Source organism: Streptomyces sp. TP-A0356 (assembly GCF_001417775.1).
Lineage (GTDB): Bacteria > Actinomycetota > Actinomycetes > Streptomycetales > Streptomycetaceae > Streptomyces.
The window spans coordinates 74,239-93,750 of record NZ_BBZJ01000013.1 but is presented as its reverse complement, the minus strand read 5'-3'; the positions used below and the strand labels follow the sequence as shown (position 1 = coordinate 93,750).

Genomic DNA, 19,512 nt, shown 5'->3' with positions numbered 1-19,512 from the left:
CCCAGGGCAACGGCGCGTCGGCAGCCCACGGCAACCGTGACGTAACCTCCCGGAATACTGCGCCTGGCAGGCTTTGTTCCGTACTTGAACTTATGATCCGACGGAACTCCGCTCTGAAAGGCAACGCCCCCATGCCCCTGGCCCTGCTAGCCCTTGCCGTGGGCGCCTTCGGCATCGGTACCACCGAGTTCGTGATGATGGGCCTGCTGCCCAACGTCGCGGACGACCTGCACACATCCATCCCGACCGCCGGGCACCTGGTCTCGGCGTACGCCCTGGGCGTGGTGATCGGCGCACCGCTGCTCGCCGCGGTCACGGCCCGTATGACCCGCCGCAAGGTCCTCATCGGCCTCATGGCCCTGTTCGTGCTGGGCAACGCGCTGTCCGGCCTCGCCCCCGGCTACGACTGGCTGCTCGCCGCGCGCTTCCTGAGCGGTCTGCCGCACGGGGCGTTCTTCGGCGTCGGCGCGGTCGTCGCCACCAGCCTCGTCGCTCCCGAGCGCAGGGCCCGGTCGGTCTCGCTGATGTTCATGGGCCTGACGGTCGCGAACATCGCGGGCGTGCCGGTGGCCACGCTGATGGGGCAGCACCTGGGCTGGCGGGCGACGTTCCTCGGCGTCAGCGTGATCGGTGTCGCCGCGATCGCGTCCCTGTTCCTGCTGATCCCGCACGACCACACCCACGCCCAGGCCGGCGGCCTGAAGGGTGAGCTGGTGGCCCTGCGCTCGCTGCCGGTCTGGCTGGCGCTGGGCACGACGGTGGCGGGCTTCGGCGCGCTGTTCTCGGCGTACAGCTATGTGACCCCGATGCTGACGGACGCGGCGGGGTACGCCGACGCGAGCGTCACCCTGCTGCTGGCCCTGTTCGGTGTGGGCGCCACGATCGGCAACCTGGTCGGCGGCCGCCTGGCGGACCACTCCCTGCGCGGCACGCTGTTCGGCGGACTGACCTCGCTCGTGGTCGTGCTGGCGCTGTTCCCGCTGCTCATGGGCGCCGAGTGGAGCGCGGCCCTGGCGGTGACGTTGCTGGGCACGGCCGCGTTCATCACCGGTTCCCCGCTGCAGCTGATGGTCATGGAGAAGGCGTCGGCGGCGCCCTCGCTCGCGTCCTCGGCGAACCAGGCTGCCTTCAACCTGGCGAACGCGGGCGGAGCCTGGATCGGCGGCCTCGCGCTCGCCGCGGGCTTCGGCGTCACGTCTCCGGCCCTCGCGGGCGCGGGCCTGGCGGTGCTGGGGCTGGCAGTGGCGACCGCGGCATACGCGGTGGACCGCCGCCGGGTGACTCCGCCGACCGGACGGGAGCGCCTGGTGGCGCAACACGTCCCGGAACACGCGGAGAGCGTACGCGGCTGAACCGGGGGGCCGGGGCTGGTCCCTGGTCCCCTGTCCCTCTACTCCGTGCGGTGGTCCCCCGGTGGGGCGCTACGCGTGTTCGCGCCAGCGGTTGGTGATCGGCAGGCGGCGGTCCTTGCCGAACCCCTTCGCCGAGATCTTCGTGCCCGGCGGGTACTGGCGGCGCTTGTACTCCGCCGCGTCCACCATCCGCAGCGTCTTCACCACCAGATCGCGGTCGAAGCCCGCCGCCACGATCGCGTCGGCGCCCTGGTCCCGGTCCACGTACAGGTCCAGGATCGCGTCCAGCACCGGGTAGTCGGGCAGCGAGTCCGTGTCGACCTGGCCCGGACGCAGCTCCGCGCTCGGCGGCTTGGAGATCGAGTTCTCGGGGATCGGGGGCGTCTGGCCGCGCTCCTCGGCGGCACGGTTGCGCCACCGCGCCAGCTGGAACACCAACGTCTTGTACACGTCCTTGATCGGACCGTACGCGCCCACCGAGTCGCCGTACAGCGTCGAATAGCCCACCGCCAGCTCCGACTTGTTGCCGGGCGCCAGCACGATGTGGCCCTCCTGGTTGGAGATCGCCATCAGCAGCGTGCCGCGCAGCCGGGACTGGAGGTTCTCCTCCGCCAGACCCGTCAGACCGAGGGCGCTCATATACGCGTCGAACATCGGGGCGATCGAGACCGTACGGAAGTGCAGGCCCGTCCGCCGCGCCAGCTCCGCCGCGTCGTCCTTCGAGTGCCCGGAGGAGTACTTGGACGGCATCGAGACGCCGTACACGTTCTCCGCCCCCACCGCGTCGCACGCGATCGCCGCGACCAGCGCGGAGTCGATCCCGCCGGACAGCCCGATGAGGACCGACCTGAAGCCGTTCTTGGTCACGTACGCCCGCAGGCCCACGACCAGCGCCGAGTAGACCTCCTCGGCGTCCTGAAGGCGCTGCGCGTACCCACCCGTCAGCTGGGGCTCGTACAGCGGCAGCGGCTCCTCGGACAGCACCAGCCGGTCGATCCGCAGGCCGTCGTCCACCACGCCGCCCGGCGCGTCGGCCTCCGCCGCCGGCAGATCGAGGTCCAGGACCACGCACCCCTCCGCGAACTGCGGCGCACGCGCGATCACTTCGCCGTCCCGATCGACGACGATCGAGTCCCCGTCGAACACCAGCTCGTCCTGTCCGCCCGTCATGGCGACGTAGGCGGTGGTGCAGCCGGCCTCCTGCGCCCGCTTGCGCACCAGGTCAAGGCGCGTGTCGTCCTTCTCGCGCTCGTACGGCGAGGCGTTGATCGACACCAGCAGTCCGGCCTTCGCGGTGCGCGCTGCCGGCACGCGGCCCCCGTCCTGCCACAGGTCCTCGCAGATGGCGAGCGCGATGTCCACCCCGTGCAGCCGCACGACCGGCAGCGTGTCGCCGGGCACGAAGTAGCGGAACTCGTCGAAGACGCCGTAGTTGGGCAGGTGGTGCTTGGCGAAGGTGAGCGCGACCTCGCCGCGGCGCAGCACCGCCGCCGCGTTCTGCGGGGCGCCGGCCGGCTGGCCGTACTTCGGCTGGGCGGTCTCGGAGCGGTCGAGATAGCCGACGATCACCGGCAGCTCCCCGAGGCCCTCGTCGGCGAGGCGCGCGGCGAGGTCCCTCAGGGCCGCGCGCGAGGCCTCGACGAAGGAGGACCGCAGGGCCAGGTCCTCGACGGGATACCCGGTCAGCGCCATCTCCGGGAACGCCACCAGATGCGCTCCCTGCTCGGCGGAGTGCCGGGTCCAACGGACGATCGCCTCGGCGTTTCCGGCGAGATCACCGACGGTCGAGTCGATCTGATTCAGGGCGAGGCGTAGTTGAGGCACGCGCCCAGTCTAGACGCCAGTAATCGTCAGAGCGACACAATGGGGGTGTGGGGCACCCCACGTGGGCGGAGCCCCTCGCGTACCCTCTCCCTCACGTGCGCACGGCGTTCGCCGTCGGCACCCGGCAGGGTGGGAGAGCGGGGCATGATCCAGAACGGCGTCGACAGCGCTCCCCGGTTGCCGCACGGCTCCGGCGCGCCACAGTACGTGCGCATCGACGGTGTCCCGCACCACGTACGCGTCGACGGCGCCGGGCCGCTGTGCGTCCTGAGCCCCGGGCTCGGGATGTGCTGGTTCGACTGGGACCGCGTCGTGCCGCTGCTCGCGCCATGGCGGACCGTGGTGCGGTTCGACCGGCCGGGGCTCGGGCTGAGCGCACCCGCCCGCTCCTGGCCCACGCTCCGCTCCGAGGCCCGGCGGATCGGGCAGGTCCTGGACGCGCTCGGGCTCGACCGGCCCGCGACCGTGGTCGGGCACTCCCTCGCCGGTTTCCATGCCGAGGCGTTCGCCCGGCTGCACCCCGAGCGGACGGCCGGAGTGGTGCTCGTCGACTCCAGCGTCGAGGAGGATCCGCGTCCCCTCGGGGCGGGACCGGCCCGGCAGACCGCCACGCGCGCGTGGGTCACGCTGCTCGGCGCCGCCGGTGTGCCGCGCGCCCTGCTTCCCCTCCTGCGCCGCGCCGTCGTCCGCGCCTCCCGGGCCTCGGGCGGTGACCCGGCCCCGTACGACCTCGTCCGCAGCACCTACTCCACGCGTCGCGCGCTGCACGCCATCCTCGCCGAGAACGCCACCTACATAGATGAGGCCATCGAACTCGCCGCGCTGCGCCGGGAGTTGCCGCTCCCGGACGTCCCCGTCACCGTGCTCGCCGCGGGTGCCACGCGCTGGCTCGACCGCCAGCGGGCGCTGGCCGCCCATCTCGGCGGCGCCTTCCGGGTGGCCGAGCCCTCCGGCCACATGGTCATGATGGACCGGCCCAAGGACATCGCCGACGCCGTACTGGAACTGGGCACGGCCTGACACACACGCGCGCCCGCCCCTCGTGACGAGGGACGGGCGCGACGCGGTCAACCGCGCTGAGCCATGGCTCAGTGGCGGCGGTAGGACTCGACGTAGCCGTTCGCGGGCGTGCCCACGCCGGTCACGTCGTCGTAGCCCTTGACGGCCTTCAGCGAGCTGTCCTTGCCGAGGCTGCGGACCGAGGTGGCCAGACCACCGGAGGCGTCCAGGCCGTTGACGAAGTCGACGCGGGCCACGGCGAGTTCGGAGCCCGTGGGGGTGTCCGTGACGTCGTGGTACGCCTTCGAGCCGTACTTGGCGTAGATCGCCGGGTTGGCGAAGCCGAGCGCCTGGCCGCCGGCGGCCTCCTGAGCCAGGGCCTGGACCGCCGCGATGACCGGCGCGGCGAGCGAGGTGCCGCCGATCCGGTACTCGCTGTACTGCTGCGACCCGTCCGGGAAGGTCTGCGTCTGGCCGACCTTGAAGCCGGTGTTCGGGTCGGCGATCGCCGCGATGTCCGGGACGACACGGTTGCCCGTGGCGCCGTTGGCCTTGGCGAGCGAGTCCGGGACGACACCCTTCTGGTAGAAGGGCTGCGCCACGGTCCTGCTGGTGCCGCCGCCCGCACCCGAGGTGAACGCGCCGGGGAAGTTCACCCAGCTCTTGCCGTCGGACGACAGCAGAGCCTTCTGGGTGCCCCAGCCGGTCTCCCACAGGTACTTGTCGCCCTGGCCGACGGCCAGCGAGGTGCCGCCGACGGCGGTCACCCACGCCGAGTTGGCCGGGGTGTCGACCTGCTTCGTCTTGGTGTTGGCGACCTCGTCACCGTTGTCGCCGGAGGAGAAGTAGAAGCCGATGCCCTCGACCGCGCCGAACTGGAAGACCTGGTCGTAGGCGGCCGCGAGGTCCGGCGTCTGGTTGGCCTCGATGTCGCCCCACGAGTTGGAGACGATGTCGGCCAGGTGGTTGTCGACGACCTTGCTGAGCGAGTCGAGCAGGTCGTTGTCGAAGCAGGAGGCGGCGCCCACGTACGTGACCTGCGCGTCGGGCGCGACCGCGTGCACGGCCTGGACGTCGAGAGTCTCCTCGCCGTACCAGCCGGCCGCACCGCACTCGGTGGTCTTGGTGTAGGCGTCGGGCAGCACCTGGCGCAGCTGGCTGGTCTTCCAGGCCGCGTCGCCGTGCTTCTTCGCGTAGGTGGCCGAATCGAAGGCGATCGTCGGCGAGGCGTACGCGTCGGTGATGGCGACCCGGACGCCCTTGCCGGTGTACTTGCCCGCGCCGTAGGCGGCGCGCAGCTGCTTGCCGGTGTAGCCCTCGACGGCGTACGGGATCTTCTTGCCGTACGCGTTCGGCAGCGTCGTCGCGATGTTCGAGCCGTAGTACGAGGAGAACGGCCCGGAGTTGTGGAACACGGCCGACGGTGGCGGCAGCGTGTCGTCGTGGCTCGCCTTGTGCGGCGCGTTGTCCAGGCCCGTGACGGTCAGGACGGCACCCTTCAGGCTGTCCGGCACCGACGCCGTCTGCTGCGGCGCACGGTACGTCTTGGAGCCCTTGGCGAAGTTGTGCAGCTGGGTGCCGAAGGCCTTCTCGGCGGCGGCCACGTCACCGGTGACGGCGACGTAGTGCTGGGTGACGCCGGTGACCTTCAGGCCCGCCGACTTCAGCCAGGAGGTGACAGCGGCCACCTGGGCCTTGGTCGCGCCGAAGCGCGCCTGCGCCTGCTTGGCGCTCAGGTACTTGCCGTACGAGGGCGAGGACGGGTCGGAGACCGCCTTCGCGTACGCGGCGAGGGCGGCGGCGTCGCGGCCGGCGAAGTAGACCCGGGCGGAGACCTGGGAGCTGTTGGCGGTTGCCCCCTTGTCCGCCTTGGCCGTCGCCCACGCGGGCTTGGTGCCCGCGAGGGTGTGCCGGCCGGGGCTGTCCGCGGCGTGTGCCGCGGGTGTGCCGAGCGCCAGAGCGCCGGCGAGCATGGGCAGTGTTGCTGCCAGGCTCACTCCGGCGCGCGCCTTGGCGCGGTTGGATCTCATAGAACCCCCTGCTATGCGGTTCGACGCATGGAGTGGTCGGTATGCGTGATCCGCGTAGAACCGCGCGGTGAAGGCGCGGTGAATGGATCACGCGATGGGGGCCACTCTTTCGATGAACTGTTCATGCCAGGGGAATGAATGGGCCAAGGAAACCCCAAGTGGCCGCGGTTGCGTGGCATTTGGGGTGGTTTCAGTGGGGCTTCAAGTGTTGCGGCACGATTGCGATCGGTGCCGGGGCCTTGCGGCGTCGGCCGTCTGACCCCGCACCCGCCCAAGGACCCCTTAGGCGCGCGGCGTGGCGCCCCGCTCCTTGAGCATGGTGGTCATCAGCTCGATCTCCGACCGCTGTGCGTCGACCATGCCCTGCGCGAGCTTCTTCTCCGCGCCCACCGTGCATGTGGCGACACAGCCTTCGGCCATGTGGATGCCGCCCTTGTGATGGTCGGTCATCAGCTGCAGATAGAAGATCTCGGCCTGCTTGCCCTGAAGGGTGTTCAGCTTCTTCAACTCGGTGTTGGTCGCCATGCCCGGCATCAGCGCGCCGTCCCTGCCGGAAGCCATGTCGCCCATGCCCATCCAGGTCATCGGCGGATCCGCGGACACCTTCGGCAGCCCCCACAGATCGAGCCAGCCCAGCAGCATGCCGCGCTGGTTGGCCTGCGTCTGCGCGATGTCGTAGGCGAGTCGGCGCACCTCCTCGTTCCGCGTGCGGTCGCGCACGATGTACGACATCTCCACGGCCTGCTGGTGGTGCACCGCCATGTCCCGGGCGAAGCCAGCGTCCGCGGAGGCGGCCGCGGGCGTCCGGACCACGGACCCGCTGCCCTCGGCGGCGGCGTAGGTGATCGCCCCGGCCGCGACGAGTGCCGACGCCGCGGCCCCAGCGATCCAGCCGATGTGCCTCACCGGCCCAGCCCGCCGGTGCAGGCGGCCCCCTGCTCGGGCGTCTGGGAGCCCTGGACGAAGCGCGAGAGGAACGTGTCGACGTTCGGGTCGCTCGCGCTCTTCACCGTGCGCTGGTGGGCCCAGGCGCTGAGCATGATCGGGTCCTTCTGGTCCTCGACGGGGCTCATCAGCGTGTACGGGGTCTTCCTGACCTTGGCGGCGAGCGCGTCCACGTCGGCCTTGGACGCCTTGCCGTTGTACGTCACCCAGACCGCGCCGTGCTCCAGCGAGTGCACGGCGTTCATGTTGTCGACCGGCTTGGTGTAGACGTCGCCGTTGCAGTTCTGCCACACCGGGTTGTGGTCGCCGCCCACCGGAGGCTCCATGGGGTACTTCACGGTCTTGGTGGTGTGGGTGCGGCCCAGCGTGCCCTGCCATGTCCGCACGCCGTCCGCACCCGTGACGAAGTGGCCCGCGCCCTTCGCGTCGCTGGCCGCCGTGGCCTTGCTGCCCGACTGCGAGTCGACGAGGACCACCCCGCCGACGACGAGACCGGCGACCACGACCACGGCGCCCGCGATCGTCAGGATCCGGTTGCGGTGCTCCCGCGCGCGCTCGGCACGTCGCAGCTCCTCTATACGCGCCTTGCGCTCGGCGGAGCCGGTGTTCTTGGCGGAACCCATGGCGAGTCCTTCGGGGGAGGGGCAATCGGGTCCGCTGATCGTAGTGGGACGGAAGCAACCGCATGGCCACCGCCATGCCCGAACGTGCAGCATGGGTGGCTCAAGGGAAATATGGAGGGGTGCGTCCGGAACGCATCTCCCGGAATCCCCGGCGGCCCAGCCGCGGGCGGCCGGCCGGAGCTAGGCGACCCGGCGCGAACCGGTCGGGGTCTGCCATTACACATGGGCCGACGAACAGGCAAGATGGGCGGCAGAGCAGGACACCTGCCGTACGCGGGGCGTTCAGTCCGCGGTCGGTCGGCCGATCAAGGTCCGCAACGCGCATGAAATGGTGTTGTGGTGGGATGCTCAGGTGCCCGACCGCCTCCCGTGTTACGAGAGACAGGCGGCCTGACCAGCAAGGATGGGGAAGCCGAAGATGGACAAGCAGCAGGAGTTCGTGCTCCGTACGTTGGAGGAGCGCGACATCCGGTTCGTACGCCTGTGGTTCACGGACGTGCTGGGCTTCCTGAAGTCCGTTGCCGTGGCCCCCGCCGAGCTTGAACAGGCCTTCGACGAGGGCATCGGCTTCGACGGCTCCGCCATCGAGGGCTTCGCGCGGGTCTACGAGTCCGACATGATCGCCAAGCCGGACCCGTCGACGTTCCAGGTCCTGCCGTGGCGCGCCGAGGCCCCGGGCACGGCCCGCATGTTCTGCGACATCCTCATGCCCGACGGCTCCCCGTCCTTCGCGGACCCGCGGTACGTGCTCAAGCGCGCCCTCGCCCGCACTTCCGACCTGGGCTTCACCTTCTACACCCACCCGGAGATCGAGTTCTTCCTGCTGAAGGACAGGCCCCTCGACGGCACCCGCCCGACCCCGGCCGACAACTCCGGCTACTTCGACCACACCCCGCAGAACGTCGGCATGGACTTCCGCCGCCAGGCGATCACGATGCTGGAGTCGATGGGCATCTCGGTCGAGTTCTCCCACCACGAGGGCGCCCCGGGCCAGCAGGAGATCGACCTGCGCTACGCGGACGCCCTGTCCACCGCCGACAACATCATGACCTTCCGCCTGGTCATGAAGCAGGTGGCGCTGGAGCAGGGCGTGCAGGCGACCTTCATGCCCAAGCCTTTCTCGGAGCACCCCGGCAGCGGGATGCACACGCACCTGTCCCTGTTCGAGGGCGACCGGAACGCGTTCTACGAGTCGGGCGCGGAGTACCAGCTCTCGAAGGTCGGCCGCTCCTTCATCGCCGGTCTGCTGAAGCACGCGGCGGAGACCTCGGCGGTCACCAACCAGTGGGTGAACTCCTACAAGCGCATCTGGGGCGGCTCCGAGCGCACCGCGGGCGCGGGCGGCGAGGCGCCGTCGTACATCTGCTGGGGCCACAACAACCGCTCCGCCCTCGTCCGTGTCCCGATGTACAAGCCGGGCAAGACGGGCTCGGCGCGTGTCGAGGTCCGCTCGCTCGACGCGGGCGCGAACCCGTACCTGGCCTACGCGGTCCTGCTGGCCGCCGGCCTGAAGGGCATCCAGGAGGGCTACGAGCTCCCGCCGGGCGCCGAGGACGACGTGTGGGCCCTGACGGACGCCGAGCGCCGGGCGATGGGCATCGAGCCGCTGCCGCAGAACCTGGGCGAGGCCCTCACGCTGATGGAACGCAGCGACCTGATCGCCGAGACGCTGGGCGAACACGTCTTCGACTTCTTCCTGCGCAACAAGCGGGCCGAGTGGCACGAGTACCGCTCGGAGGTCACCGCGTTCGAGCTGCGCAAGAACCTGCCGGTGCTGTAGCCGCAGGTCAGGGCGGCCCTCCCGCTGATTCGACACGTGGGGCCGACGGTCGCGGACCGTCGGCCCTTAGTCGTGGGTCTCAGGGGCCGGTGGGCTCGGTGCCGCCGCGGTCGATTCGCAGGGGTGGATACTCGTCCGTCATCAGCGCCGCGTACACCGCCACGCGCAGCATCCAGCGGTCGAAGCCGATGACCGTGTCGAACAGGCCTTGGGGGTAGCGGCCCCGGATCAGCAGGGCGGCCCCCGGCCCGGAGAGGAGTGCGGCAGTGGAGGCGATCACCACCAGCAGACCGATCAGGCCGCCCCACCACTGGGCCAGGTAGAAGATCAGCGGGGAGGTCCCCATGATGAGGTAGTGCGGCAGGAGCAGGAGCCACGACTTCACCAGCACCAGGCCGCGCGAGAGCCGTTCGGGGTAGGCGATCTCCAGACGTGCCGGGTACCAGGGCTCGGCCTCCGTGCTGAACGGGGGATACCGGTCGGTGCCGAGCGCCGCGCAGAAGTAGAAGGCCACTCGCCACGCCCAGCGCAGCGCGCCTGTGTTGAAGTCGAAGAGCCTTCGCGGGTAGCGCCCGGTGAACAGGATCGCGAAGAAGGCGATCATGCTGTTCGCGGCGAACAGGATCCCCAGCGCCGTCAGCATCAGATGGTGGGGCAGGAGCAGGACGGACTTCACGAGCCACAGCCAGCGCGACAGCGGCTCGTCCAGTTCGGCCTCGACCTTCACCGAGCGGTATGGTCTCCGGCTCGCTGCTCCGGCCCGAAGGTCTGCCCGAGTCCGCACACTTCCAGTGTCGCTCCCGTACCGCACCGGGCGGCGTTCCGGCGGCGTTCTAGTGGACGTACGCGGGAGAGACCGCCGCGGTGCTGATGCGCCGCGGCTTTCCCGTGCCGTCGGCGGGCAGTTCGTACAGGTCCGCCCCGTAGTCGCCCGGCAGGGCGTAGACCAGCGTGCCGTCGTCGCGCCACACCGCCTGGTCGTCGACGCTGCGGGGCTCCGGCAGCGGTGACTCGCGCATGGTGCGCAGGTCCAGGACGTACAGGTGCCAGGGGGCGTCCTTCGGAAGGCCCGTCACCCGCTTCTTGAACGCGACGCGCGTGCCGTCCGGGGACAGGGAGGGGCACTCGACGTTCGGGTGGAGCGTGGTGACCGTGCGGGCGCGCAGGTCGCCCCGGATCAGGTACGTCGTCCCGTGGGTGCCGAGCGTCGCGTAGAACGTGCGGTCGTCCGGCGCGAAGGTCACGCCCCAGAAGTTCGTGTCCGCCGCCCGGTACGTCCGGCCGTCCTTGACGATCCGGTACGCCTCCAGGGACGGGGTCAGCTCGCCCGTCCGGATGTCCACGACCGCCGTGCGCGTCGAGAAGTTCGTCCCCGCGTACGAGTCCCCGCCCACGAAGGCCGTCCACGCGGCGTAGTGACCGCTGGGGGAGACCCGGGCGCGGGACGGGATGCCGGGGACGTCGTAGTGCGCCCTCGCGCGCAGGGACGCGTCCAGGATCACCGCGCGGTAGGTGTCCGAGACCGGGCCGTGGACCGCCTGGAGGCATACCCCGGTGCCCGAAGCGGCGTAGAAGCGCAGGCACTTGACGCCCGAGGCGGTGCGGGGGCCCGACGGGTCCGCCGCCGGGACGGACGCCAGTTCGTCGCGGTGCGGGCCCCACGCCATGGTGCGGAACACCATCCGGCCGGCCCCCGTCAGTGTGACCCTGCCGGAGGTGACCCGCGGGCCGCCCGCCTGGGGCTGGTCCCTGCGCTCCGCCCGGGCCGAGGCGTGCAGCACCGAGGCCGTGGCGACCCCCGCCAGCACCACGAGCGCCGAGAGCAGGACCAGGATGCGGGTGCGTACCGTCATGCCGTGCCTTTCGGGCGGGAAGCCGTCGTGCTGTTCGGCCGGAGCGTCAGGGAGAAGGCCGCGCACACCGCCAGCGCCGCCGTCGACGCCATGAGCGCCGTACGGTCGCCCCACACCGTCCAGGCCGCTCCGAACCCGAGCGAGCAGGCGAACCGGGCCAGCGCCTGGCCCGTCTGCACCAGGGCGAGACCGGAGGAGCGCAGCTCGGGTGGGACGCCGTCCGACGCCGCCGCCATCAGCACGCCGTCGGTCGCGGCGTAGAAGCCGCCGTGCAGTGCGAGCACGGCGTACGGCAGCGCCGTCGAGTGCCAGGAGGTCAGCAGGAGGACGTACGCCAGCAGGAGCGCGCCATGGCCCGCGAGGAAGATCCGCCAGCGGCCCACCCGGTCGGCGAGCCGCCCCAGCGGCACCGCCAGCAGCAGGAACGCGGCCGCCGTGCCCAGCGGCAGCAGCGCGAACCAGCGGTCCGGGACGCCCAGGCGCCGTTGCAGCAGCAGATAGACGAACGAGTCGCTGACCGTCGCGAGGCCCAGCAGCAGCGCGCAGAGCGTGATGCGGCGCAGATCGCGGCGGCGCAGCAGGGCGAGGGCGGCGCGCAGCGTCGGCCGGGCGCCGTCACCGGCTTCGGGGGCGTGGCCGCCGCCCGGCACGAACAGCACCAGGACCAGCACGCCCGCCACGGCCACGCAGAAGCTCACCGTGAACACCGCGTCGTAGCCGTCCATGGTCGCCCGCAGGATCAGGAACGCCACCAGCGGGCCGAGCAGGGCGCCCGCCGTGTCCATCGCACGGTGCACGCCGAACGCGCGGCCACGGGTCTCCGTCGTACTGGACAGGGAGATGAGCGCGTCCCGGGGAGCCGTGCGCAGGCCCTTGCCGGTGCGGTCGGCGGCCAGGATCAGGCCGATGGGCGTGAGCGTGTGCGCCACCAGCAGCAGCGGCTTGCAGAGCGCCGAGAGGCCGTAGCCGACCCCGGCCACCCACTTGTGGCGCCCGCCGCCCCGGTCGGCCAGATGGCCACCCGCCAGCCGTACGAGCGCGGAGAAGCCGTTGTAGATGCCGTCCAGGAGCCCGAAGCCGAGCGGGGAGAGGCCGAGGCCCGCCACCAGGTACAGCGGGAGCACCGCCGTGACCATCTCGGAGGAGACGTCGGTGACCAGGCTGACCGCGCCGAGTGCGAGGACCGTCGGTGCGACCGCGGGAAGGCGCCGCCCGGTACGGGCCCGGACGGCGCCGTCCGCGGACGCCGGCGCCGATGGCGGTCCCCCCTGCTCGAGCGGAGTCGAGAGCTTGGGGGAGCCGGCGCGGCTGTCCGCGACGTACATCTCAGGAAGCCCAGATGCCGGTGATGTCCTGGGCGGAGGCCGCGTTGCCCGCGTGCGTCGACAGGCCCTGGGTGTCCTCCAGGGTGCGCAGCAGGTCGTAGTGGTTGTAGGTGGTGGAGCTGCTGGACCCGGCCGTCACCGGCTGGCCGTACAGCACCGTCGGGATGCGGTTGCCGCTGAGCCGATTGTCCTCGTCGAAGGTGACGACGAGCAGGCTGTTGTGCGTCTTGGCCCAGGTGGCGTACGCGCCCAGGTTGTTCTTCAGCCAGGTGTCACCGGTCGACACCGAGCAGTCGTGCATGTCGCTGCACAGGTTGGGGACCACGAAGGACAGTTGCGGCAGCGTCGAGTAGTCCGTCGGGAACTGCGCGAAGGTCTTCGCGGTCGATGTCGGCACGTTGCTGAAGCCGAACCAGGGGTTGTGCTTTCGGGCATAGTTGCCGCTGCTGCAGGTGGTCGAGCCCTGGCTGGGCAGCGACTCGTTGTAGCTCGCCCAGGTCCGGCCCGCGGCGATCAGCTCGGAGGCCAGGTTCGGGGCGGAGGAGAAGCCGGGCGTGTAGCAACTGTCGTCCGTGATGCCCTGGGTGGAGCCGGAGAACAGCGCGAAGTAGTTGGGCTGGCTGGGGTGGGTCTCGGCGTACGACTGGGTGAGGTTGGCGCCGCCGGACTTGAGCGAGTTGATGTACGGGGCGCTGGAGGAGCCGATCACCTGGCTGTACGCGTGGTTCTCGAAGACCACGACGACCACGTGGTCCGGGGCCGGGACGCTGCCCGCGGCGTGCGCGGACTCGCCGCCGAGGCCGGTCCACAGCCCGAACGCCGCGGCGGCGAGGGCCGTCGCGGACGCCACGGCGGTGCGGGTGCGGCGGTACAGGGAACTGCCGGACACATCAACCTCCGGTGGGGGGAGGGGTACGGGGTGGCGGTGCGGACAGAGCATGCACACGCCAAGATTCCCCCGCGCCACGCGGTCCAACCGGGGGGATGAAGAGTCGGTGAACTACTGCGCCCGGGGTATCCGCGGCGCATGGGTGAGATCCTCGTGGGGACGTGTTCCTGGACGGACCGGGCGCTGGTGGCCGGCGGGTGGTACCCGCCCGGCAGGCGGGATGCCGAAGGGCGGCTCAGGTTCTACGCCGAGCGGTTTCCCGTGGTCGAGGCGGACTCCACCTACTACGCGCTGCCCAGCCCGCGCAACAGCCGGCTGTGGGTGGAGCGCACCCCGGAGGGCTTCGTGTTCGACGTCAAGGCGTTCTCGCTGCTGACGGGGCATCCGACGCGGTCGGCCGCGCTCCCCCCCGATCTGCGGCCGGCCTGCTCCCGTCCCCGGACCGCGCACCCCGACGACGGCGATCCGCGGCTGCTCGACGAGTTATGGGTGCGCTTCGCCGAGGCGCTGGAGCCGATGAGGCGGGCGGGACGGCTGGGAACGGTGCTGTTCCAGTTCCCGCCGTCGCTCGCTCCCGGCCGGCGGTCCGAGGCGTTCGTCCGCCGCTGCCGCGAACGCGCCCGAGGCTGGCCGCTCGCCGTGGAGTTCCGGCACCCGGGCTGGTGGCAGGGCGGCCACGAGACCACCACCGCGGCGCTTCTGGCGGACCTGGACGCCGCCGCCGTGGCCGTGGACACGGCGCAGCACCTGCCCGCCTCGGTGCCGCCCGTCACGCCTGTGACCGCGCGGCGCCTCGCCGTCGTCCGCCTCCACGGGCGCAGCCGGGACTGGGGCACGGGGTCCAAGGAGGACCGCTTCCGCCATGTGTACGCCGACCGGGAGCTGGCGGAGTGGGTGCCGCGCCTGCGCGACCTGGCCGAGCGGACCGACCAGGTGCATGTGCTCTTCAACAACTGCTGCGGCGACGCGGCGGTCCGCGCGGCGGAGGCGATGCTGCGGCTGCTGGAGGAGCACCTGCCCCACCGGGTACGGCGCGCTGTCGCACCGCCGCCCGGGGCGGGGAGCTGACGGCGGCGGGGGGATCGGTGCCTTGTGGGGGCCGAGGGGTGCGGTGTGCTCCCGGACGGGGGACCGGTCCGCGCGCGGGAACGGACGGCGGGGCGGCGGCCCTTCGGCGCGTCGTGCGGGCCACCGGGTGCGGCGCGCTCTCGGCCTGCGCGGCGTGGGAGGACCGGTACGGCGGCCGCCGACCCTCGGTGAGCCGGGACGCGACCTCCGGGGGTGGCCTGCGCGGCGGAGGCGACGCTCCGGCTGCCGGACGAGCACCTGGCCCTACCGCGGCTGGGCGGCCCTGGTGGCACCGGGACGGCCTCGGCGGTGGCCCGCACGGCAGGCCGGTCACGCTTGGCACGCCGGACATGCGGCGCACGGCATGCCGGTCGTGTGCCGGTAGGTGTGCCGGTCGCCTGCCGCGAGGCAGGCCGGTCCCGTGCCGCGCGGTATCCCGGAGGCACACCGCGCCGTAGGCCGAGCGCGACGCTCACCGCACCGTAGGCCGGAGGCGCACCGCCCCACATGCCGGACGCACACCGCCCCACATGCCGGAGGCACACCGCACCACGTGCCGGAGGCTCACCGCACCGTAGGCCGAGCACGACGCTCACCGCACCGTAGGCCGGACGCACACCGCCCCACATGCCGGACGCTCACCGCACCGTAGGCCGGAGGCGCACCGCCCCACATGCCGGACGCACACCGCACCACAGGCCGAGCGCCCCGCTCACCGCACCGTAGGCCGGAGGCACACCGCACCACACCCCGGACGCACACCGCCCCACGTGCCGGAGGCACATCGCGCGGCACCGCGCCGGCGCTCTTGGCGGGGACTGCCGTTAGGCTCAAAGTCGCAGGACCTTGATCGATGGTCAGGAGGCCGAGGGATGACCGTGCCCCCGGGGCGCAGGAGCAGTACCTTCACGCGACTGCTGCGGCACGGCTTCACCGACCCCTCCGCCGCCGAGCGGCTCCTGGAGAGCGTCGAGCTGGCGCCGATAAGGTCCGATCCCGTCCTGCTCGACGCCCTGGGCGCGACCGCCGACCCCGATCTGGCGCTGCACGGTCTCGTCCGGCTGGTGGAGGCGCAGCCCGCCCCCACCGCCCGCCGCGAGCTGCTCGACACGCTGGTCTCGGCCAAGCCCCTGCGGGACCGGCTGCTCGGCGTCCTCGGTGCCTCCGCCGCGCTCGCCGACCACCTCGCCCGCCACCCCGGTGACTGGCACGCCCTGGTCACCTACGAGCCCCACGACCTCCACCCCGGTGTACAGGAGTTCGAACGACAGCTGGCGGAGGCCACCGACCCCGTCTCCCTGCGCGTCGCCTACCGCCGCTGTCTGCTGTCCATCGCCGCGCGCGACGTGTGCGGCACCATCGACGTCGCCCAGACCGCCGCCGAGCTGGCCGACCTCGCCACCGCCACTCTGCGCGCGGCCCTCGCCATCGCCCGCGCCGCGGCCCCGGACGACGCCGCTCTCTGCCGGCTCGCGGTGATCGCGATGGGCAAGTGCGGCGGCCACGAGCTGAACTACGTCTCCGACGTGGACGTCATCTTCGTCGGCGAGCCCGCGGGCGACGCGGACGAGCGCAAGGCCCTGCAGGCCGCGACCCGGCTCGCCTCCCACATGATGCGGATCTGCTCCGAGACGACCGTCGAGGGCTCCATCTGGCCCGTCGACGCCAATCTGCGTCCCGAGGGCAGGAACGGCCCGCTCGTGCGCACCCTCAGCAGCCACCTCGCGTACTACCAGCGCTGGGCCAAGACCTGGGAGTTCCAGGCCCTGCTCAAGGCGCGCCCGGTGGCCGGCGACCTCGAACTCGGCGAGGAGTACGTCGCCACCCTCGCCCCCCTCGTCTGGCAGGCCGCCGAGCGCGAGAACTTCGTCGCCGACGTGCAGAAGATGCGCCGCCGGGTCGTCGCCAACATCCCCGTCGGAGAGGTCGAGCGCGAACTGAAGCTCGGGCCGGGAGGCCTCAGGGACGTCGAATTCGCCGTCCAGCTCCTGCAGTTGGTGCACGGCCGGTCCGACACCTCGCTGCGCAGCGGCACCACACTGGACGCGCTCAAGGCGCTCGCGGCCGGTGGCTACGTCGGGCGCGCCGACGCCGTACAGCTGGACGAGGCCTACCGCTTCCTGCGCTCCATGGAGCACCGCCTCCAGCTCTACCGGCTGCGCCGCACCCACCTCGTCCCCGAGGAGGACGCCGACCTGCGGCGCCTCGGACGCTCCCTGGGACTGCGCACCGACCCCGTCGGCGAGCTCCGGCGCGAGTGGAAACGGCACACGGGCGTCGTACGCCGGCTGCACGAGAAGCTCTTCTACCGCCCGCTGCTGGACGCCGTCGCCCAACTGGCTCCCGGCGAGGCCCGGCTGAGCCCCGACGCGGCCCGGGAACGCCTCGTGGCGCTCGGCTACGCCGACCCGGCGTCCGCGCTGCGCCACCTGGAGGCGCTGGCCTCCGGGGTCACCCGCAAGGCCGCCATCCAGCGCACCCTGCTGCCCGTACTGCTCGGCTGGTTCGCCGACTCCGCGAACCCGGACGCGGGCCTGCTCAACTTCCGCAAGGTGTCGGACGCACTCGGCAAGACCCCGTGGTACCTGCGGCTGCTGAGGGACGAGGGCGCCGCCGCCGAGAACCTCGCCCGCGTGCTGTCCGCGGGCCGGCTCGCCCCCGACCTGCTGATGCGCGCCCCCGAGGCGGTGGCCCTCCTCGGCGACGGGGACGGCGGCGGACTCGAACCGCGCGGCCGTGCCCCACTGGAGCAGGAGATCCTCGCCGCGGTCGGCCGCGCCGAGAACGCCGAGCAGGCGGTCGCGGTGGCCCGCGGTGTGCGCCGGCGCGAGCTGTTCCGTACGGCCGCCGCGGACATCGTCGGCTCCTACGGCAGCGAGGACGCACCGGCCCGCCCCGACCAGGGCGCCCTGATCGACATGGTCGGCGGCGCGGTCTCGGACCTGACGGCGGCGACCCTGGCGGGCACCCTGCGCGCCGTGGTCCGAGGGGGCTGGGGCGACACCCTGCCCACCAGGTTCGCGGTCATCGGCATGGGCCGCTTCGGCGGACACGAACTGGGCTACGGCTCCGACGCGGACGTACTGTTCGTGCACGAACCCCTGGAGGGCGTCGGCGAACGGGAGGCAGCCGAGGCCGCGAACAAGGTGGTCGCCGAGATGCGGCGGCTGCTCCAGCTCCCCAGCACCGATCCGCCGCTGCTGATCGACGCGGACCTGCGGCCCGAGGGCAAGTCCGGACCGCTCGTGCGCACCCTCACGTCGTACGAGGCGTACTACCGGCGCTGGTCGCTGGTCTGGGAGTCGCACGCCCTGCTGCGGGCCGAGCCCGTCGCCGGGGACGAGGACCTGGGCCGCCGCTTCATCGAGCTGATCGACCCCCTGCGCTACCCGGCGGAGGGACTCGGGGAGGACGCCGTACGCGAGATCAGGCGCCTGAAGGCCCGCATGGAGTCCGAGCGGCTGCCCAGGGGCGCCGACAAGACGCTCCACACGAAGCTGGGCCGGGGCGGCCTGTCGGACGTGGAATGGACGGTCCAGCTGCTGCAGCTGCGGCACGGCTGGGCGGAACCGGGCCTGCGCACCACCCGCACCCGCTCCGCCCTCGCCGCCGCGTGCGCCGCGGGACTGATCCCCGCCGAGGAGGCGGAGATCCTGGACGAGGCCTGGGTCCTCGCCTCGCGGGTGCGCAACGCGGTGATGCTGGTCCGGGGGCGGGCGGGCGACACCTTCCCGTCCGAGAGCCGGGAGCTCGCCGCGGTGGGGCGCTACCTCGGGTACGGGCCCGGCCACGTGGGCGACATGCTCGACGACTACCGGCGCACGACCCGCAGGGCCCGGACCGTCGTCGAGGACCTGTTCTACGCCTCGTGACCGTCCACCACCGACGGTGGCGGACGGGCCTCACGCCCTGACGGGCAGCAGCGCGGCCCGGCCCGGCACCGGTACCCGGCGCGGCAGCGCGTACGGCAGGGCGCCGTACCACAGCGACGCCGTCGCGAAGCCGAACGACAGGCACACCGTCCCGCCGACCGCGTCCAGCCAGAAGTGGTTCGCCGTGGCGACGATCACCATCAGGGTCAGCGTCGGGTAGACCAGACCCAGGACCCGCACCCAGGGCACCCTCGACAGCGCGAAGACCGTCAGGCCGCACCACAGGGACCAGCCGATGTGCATCGACGGCATGGCCGCGTACTGGTTCGACATGTGTTTGAGGTCGCCCGACGCCATCGAGCCCCAGGTGTGGTGCACCACCACGGTGTCCACGAAGTGGCCGCCGTGCATCAGACGGGGTGGCGCCAGCGGGAAGAAGTAGTAGCCGAGCAGCGCCACCGCCGTCGTGGCGAACAGGGCGAGCCGCGTCGCCGCGTACCGGCCCGGATGGCTGTGGTACAGCCACACCAGGACGCCCAGCGTCACCACGAAGTGCAGCGTCGCGTAGTAGTAGTTCATGCCCACGATCAGCCATGTCGCCGAGTTCAGCGCATGGTTGACCGAGTCCTCGACGGCGATCCCCAGGTGGTGCTCCAGCCGCCACAGCCAGTCCGCGTTGGCCAGCGCCTGGGCCTTCTGCTCCGGCACGGCGTTGCGGATCAGCGAGTACGTCCAGTAACTCACCGCGATGAGCAGGATTTCGAACCAGAAGCGCGGACGGCGAGGAGTACGGATCCGACGCAGCAGGCCCTGCCTCGCGTGATCCTCCGCTTCATCGATGACGGGGTGTGAAGCGACCTGCCCCCGGCTCTCCACTGCCGTCACGGTCCTGTCACCCATAGGCACAGAGTCTGCCAGAAAAGCGTTCTCCCACCGATCATCCCCTGGACGG

The 19,512-nt window shown here is 71.9% G+C and carries 14 protein-coding genes; 5 read left to right on the top strand and 9 right to left on the bottom strand.

What is annotated here, in order from left to right:
- Positions 1–131 precede the first annotated feature (131 nt).
- Positions 132–1,352, top strand: a complete 1,221-nt coding sequence (locus tag ASC56_RS03730; RefSeq protein WP_055489736.1) for an MFS transporter — start codon at positions 132–134, stop codon at positions 1,350–1,352.
- 69 nt (positions 1,353–1,421) lie between these two features.
- Here ASC56_RS03730 and ASC56_RS03725 read toward each other — a convergent pair whose 3' ends face one another.
- On the bottom strand, positions 1,422–3,176 hold the full coding sequence (locus tag ASC56_RS03725; protein WP_055489735.1) for an NAD+ synthase: 1,755 nt from the start codon (positions 3,174–3,176) through the stop codon (positions 1,422–1,424).
- Positions 3,177–3,320: 144 nt separating this feature from the next.
- Between ASC56_RS03725 and ASC56_RS03720 the strand changes: the two genes are divergently transcribed.
- Positions 3,321–4,196: an alpha/beta fold hydrolase gene (locus ASC56_RS03720; RefSeq protein ID WP_055489734.1), complete on the top strand. Its 876-nt coding sequence runs from the start codon at positions 3,321–3,323 to the stop codon at positions 4,194–4,196.
- Between the two features lie 68 nt (positions 4,197–4,264).
- Here ASC56_RS03720 and ASC56_RS03715 read toward each other — a convergent pair whose 3' ends face one another.
- From ASC56_RS03715 to ASC56_RS03705, 3 genes are all read right to left on the bottom strand, one after another.
- Positions 4,265–6,205, bottom strand: a complete 1,941-nt coding sequence (locus ASC56_RS03715) for a protease pro-enzyme activation domain-containing protein (RefSeq protein ID WP_055489733.1) — start codon at positions 6,203–6,205, stop codon at positions 4,265–4,267.
- 282 nt (positions 6,206–6,487) lie between these two features.
- The gene (locus ASC56_RS03710; protein WP_055489732.1) at positions 6,488–7,111 is read right to left on the bottom strand and encodes a DUF305 domain-containing protein; all 624 of its coding nucleotides are present in this window, start codon (positions 7,109–7,111) and stop codon (positions 6,488–6,490) included.
- On the bottom strand, positions 7,108–7,773 hold the full coding sequence (locus tag ASC56_RS03705) for a DUF3105 domain-containing protein (RefSeq protein WP_055489731.1): 666 nt from the start codon (positions 7,771–7,773) through the stop codon (positions 7,108–7,110). Before ASC56_RS03705 ends, ASC56_RS03710 begins: the two co-directional genes overlap by 4 nt.
- Before the next feature lie 418 nt (positions 7,774–8,191).
- On the opposite strand from ASC56_RS03705, the gene ASC56_RS03700 reads away from it, so the two are divergent.
- Positions 8,192–9,553: a glutamine synthetase family protein gene (locus ASC56_RS03700; protein WP_055489730.1), complete on the top strand. Its 1,362-nt coding sequence runs from the start codon at positions 8,192–8,194 to the stop codon at positions 9,551–9,553.
- Between the two features lie 79 nt (positions 9,554–9,632).
- On the opposite strand, the gene ASC56_RS03695 is transcribed toward ASC56_RS03700, so the two are convergent.
- From ASC56_RS03695 to ASC56_RS03680, 4 genes are all read right to left on the bottom strand, one after another.
- The gene (locus tag ASC56_RS03695; protein WP_234376838.1) at positions 9,633–10,280 is read right to left on the bottom strand and encodes a DUF4389 domain-containing protein; all 648 of its coding nucleotides are present in this window, start codon (positions 10,278–10,280) and stop codon (positions 9,633–9,635) included.
- A 106-nt stretch (positions 10,281–10,386) separates the two neighbouring features.
- Positions 10,387–11,406, bottom strand: a complete 1,020-nt coding sequence (locus ASC56_RS03690; RefSeq protein WP_055489728.1) for a hypothetical protein — start codon at positions 11,404–11,406, stop codon at positions 10,387–10,389.
- Entirely contained in the window at positions 11,403–12,731 is a 1,329-nt protein-coding gene (locus tag ASC56_RS03685; protein ID WP_079102277.1) for an MFS transporter, read from the bottom strand. The genes ASC56_RS03690 and ASC56_RS03685 overlap by 4 nt, the downstream gene beginning before the upstream one ends.
- A gap of 1 nt (position 12,732) precedes the next feature.
- On the bottom strand, positions 12,733–13,620 hold the full coding sequence (locus ASC56_RS03680) for an alkaline phosphatase family protein (protein WP_055489727.1): 888 nt from the start codon (positions 13,618–13,620) through the stop codon (positions 12,733–12,735).
- Between the two features lie 138 nt (positions 13,621–13,758).
- Between ASC56_RS03680 and ASC56_RS03675 the strand changes: the two genes are divergently transcribed.
- Both ASC56_RS03675 and ASC56_RS03670 read left to right on the top strand, forming a co-directional pair.
- On the top strand, positions 13,759–14,688 hold the full coding sequence (locus ASC56_RS03675; protein WP_055489726.1) for a DUF72 domain-containing protein: 930 nt from the start codon (positions 13,759–13,761) through the stop codon (positions 14,686–14,688).
- A gap of 872 nt (positions 14,689–15,560) precedes the next feature.
- Complete coding sequence (locus ASC56_RS03670; protein ID WP_055489725.1) at positions 15,561–18,560, top strand: bifunctional [glutamine synthetase] adenylyltransferase/[glutamine synthetase]-adenylyl-L-tyrosine phosphorylase; 3,000 nt, start codon at positions 15,561–15,563, stop codon at positions 18,558–18,560.
- A gap of 30 nt (positions 18,561–18,590) precedes the next feature.
- Here ASC56_RS03670 and ASC56_RS03665 read toward each other — a convergent pair whose 3' ends face one another.
- Positions 18,591–19,460 carry a phosphatase PAP2 family protein gene (locus ASC56_RS03665; RefSeq protein WP_055489724.1) on the bottom strand — a complete coding sequence of 290 codons (870 nt, stop codon included), beginning with the start codon at positions 19,458–19,460 and terminating at the stop codon, positions 18,591–18,593.
- Between the last annotated feature and the right edge of the window lie 52 nt (positions 19,461–19,512).